The sequence below is a fragment of the Flavobacterium sp. genome, from assembly GCF_031422135.1.
Classification (GTDB): Bacteria; Bacteroidota; Bacteroidia; order Flavobacteriales; family Flavobacteriaceae; genus Flavobacterium.
In genome coordinates this window covers 1-2,067 of the sequence record NZ_JANOQD010000021.1, presented here as the reverse complement: position 1 = coordinate 2,067, position 2,067 = coordinate 1, and the positions used below count along the sequence as shown (strand labels likewise).

Below are 2,067 nucleotides of genomic sequence, written 5' to 3'. Positions count from 1 at the left end.
CACCAGCATTAGTTGGTTTATTTGTTGGCGTTTTGGTTTACAACATTCTTGTAAAACAGTAAGAAAATTGCGGTGTGTAATGCACCGCTTTTTTTATGCTCTAGCATTTATAAGGGTTCAATATTTTTAAGAACTAATTTTATTTATATTCGTGATTGCCAACGGGACAAAACTCTAACCCTTTATACCCGCTGGCTCTCAACAATTATGGAAAATCTTTGTATCTATTTGTTATCAAATACTGGCTCGTTTGAAAAAACTGACCTTAAAAACAATCGCCCTCAACATTTTGTCTATAATTTCATTTTTTTTACATAGAAAATAAAATTTTTAATAAAATTAAAAAGGCAACAAATACTGTAATACACGAAAGAATCATAAAATAAGCACAACCACGCTCGACAACCCAGTTCTCAAAGCGGTCAGGTTTTATATCAGGAAAATTCTTCGGGTCTAATATTGGTAACATAATTCATTTGTTTTAAGTTAATTTTTGGCACTTGTTTTGCGTTACTAAACTTTACTATATTGCAAGTTGTTTTTTATCTGTTTCAATTTTAAATTTTAAAAAATATGGCTATTCAAGACAAAGCAATCAAAGACATTATTATTAATGAGTTAAGAGCTAACGTAAACAACGGTTATGGTTTAGACCCAACGCAATCATTAGAGTTGCTAAAACTTGTAGAATTAATGAAACTCAACAAGAATTTAGAGAAACTTATTAGTAAAACAAGTAAGCAGGAAAAGTAAGAACGCTTTTGTCTATTTGTGGTAAACACCTGTTTACCATAGTAATTGAAATACTATTATAAAAACAAACTTTTCTCACGTTTGTCATAAGTCCAACTATGCTTTTTATTTTGGGGTCAGGTTCACAATCCTTGTGGTAGGATTTTAAAATATCGCATTCAAACTCTCCTTTAAGCCCATTTTTTGCAATTTGTATTACCCATTGCTCAAAATTCAATCTTTTATCTTTTTTCATTTTTTGGCACTTGTTTTGCGTTACTAAACTTTACTATATTGCAAGTTGTCTTTTGTTTGTTTTTAAGTAGGTTTTAATCCACTTTCGAGAACAAATATATTACAAAAAACGACTTAACAAAATAATTTAAGTCGTTTTTTGTAATATTTATTTCAAAAAACGTACAATCAATTCATAATCAGTTGTTTATTTTTAAAGTATGAGCGACCAAAAGAAAATTATTTTAAAACAAGTTCGTATTATCCGTGAAAACAACAATTTAAGTCAAGAACTTATTGCTGAAAAAATGAATATTACGCAATCAAAATATGCAAGATTTGAAAGAGGAGAAACAAAAACCGACTTGGATACTCTAGTCGATTTTTGTAAGGTTATTGGAATTAGCTTCAAAGAATTTATTATTTATCCTGATAAATTAGGTAAAAATGATAATGAAGAACCTATAAAAGCAATCCTTCAAATTGAGTTGAAAAGCGATAAAAAAGAGCAAATTTTAAAATTAGTTTTCGGGGAGAATAATCTCGAAATACTAAATAGATAATGAATTCTGAAACTATTAAAAAAAACTTCATAAAACACATTAAAAACACAATGAAATCTGAAAAACCAAGATTAAAACTTTGGTATTGTGGCATAACAAATAATGAAGTAAGGAGAAAAAAAGAACACAATCGAATGAAAGGTGTTACTCATTGGAAATGCTTTGAAGCAAATAGCAAAATAGAAGCAAATTTAATAGAAACTTTTTTTTCAAATGAAGGAACATTAAACCAATCAAGTATTGGAGGAGCAAAACATAATTCATATAAAGTTTATGTTTTCAAAATAACTAATCCAAAAGGAAATTTTGGACTTAATGGATGTCCTTTAACGGCAAAAAATCTATTAGATTATTTATTGGAATAATTTATAAATATTGTGCCTAATAACGAAGATTTTAAAAGTAAAGCGAGTTGAGAGTGGTTTGGGTAAAAAAATAACTTATAAGTATAATTCGTATGGATATTTTAGAAAATCAAATACAAATTTTATTAAACAATGGTTTTGTTTTAAAACATCAATACAATAAAGTTGAAAGA

Annotated in this window: 5 protein-coding genes; 3 read left to right on the top strand and 2 right to left on the bottom strand. The window is 27.8% G+C overall.

Annotation, left to right across the window (positions count from 1 at the left end; translation table 11 throughout):
* Window positions 1-310 precede the first annotated feature (310 nt).
* Window positions 311-469: a hypothetical protein gene (locus RMO70_RS03470; RefSeq protein WP_310555031.1), complete on the bottom strand. Its 159-nt coding sequence runs from the start codon at window positions 467-469 to the stop codon at window positions 311-313.
* 104 nt (window positions 470-573) lie between these two features.
* On the opposite strand from RMO70_RS03470, the gene RMO70_RS03465 reads away from it, so the two are divergent.
* Complete coding sequence (locus tag RMO70_RS03465) at window positions 574-753, top strand: hypothetical protein (protein WP_310555030.1); 180 nt, start codon at window positions 574-576, stop codon at window positions 751-753.
* Here RMO70_RS03465 and RMO70_RS03460 read toward each other — a convergent pair.
* Window positions 725-988, bottom strand: a complete 264-nt coding sequence (locus tag RMO70_RS03460) for a hypothetical protein (protein ID WP_310555029.1) — start codon at window positions 986-988, stop codon at window positions 725-727. The two genes, RMO70_RS03465 and RMO70_RS03460, sit on opposite strands and share 29 nt — an antisense overlap.
* A 199-nt stretch (window positions 989-1,187) precedes the next feature.
* Here RMO70_RS03460 and RMO70_RS03455 point away from each other — a divergent pair, with 199 nt between their 5' ends.
* Window positions 1,188-1,529, top strand: a complete 342-nt coding sequence (locus RMO70_RS03455; RefSeq protein WP_310555028.1) for a helix-turn-helix transcriptional regulator — start codon at window positions 1,188-1,190, stop codon at window positions 1,527-1,529.
* Between the two features lie 50 nt (window positions 1,530-1,579).
* Window positions 1,580-1,894, top strand: a complete 315-nt coding sequence (locus tag RMO70_RS03450; protein ID WP_310555027.1) for a hypothetical protein — start codon at window positions 1,580-1,582, stop codon at window positions 1,892-1,894.
* The last annotated feature ends 173 nt before the right edge of the window (window positions 1,895-2,067 follow it).

Bases quoted from the DNA above. Each gene is read 5' to 3' on its own strand.
- RMO70_RS03465 (WP_310555030.1), top strand. From the start codon at position 574: ATGGCTATTCAAGACAAAGCAATCAAAGACATTATTATTAATGAGTTA.
- RMO70_RS03460 (WP_310555029.1), bottom strand. From the start codon at position 988: ATGAAAAAAGATAAAAGATTGAATTTTGAGCAATGGGTAATACAAATT.
- RMO70_RS03455 (WP_310555028.1), top strand. From the start codon at position 1,188: ATGAGCGACCAAAAGAAAATTATTTTAAAACAAGTTCGTATTATCCGT.
- RMO70_RS03450 (WP_310555027.1), top strand. From the start codon at position 1,580: ATGAAATCTGAAAAACCAAGATTAAAACTTTGGTATTGTGGCATAACA.
- RMO70_RS03470 (WP_310555031.1), bottom strand. From the start codon at position 469: ATGTTACCAATATTAGACCCGAAGAATTTTCCTGATATAAAACCTGAC.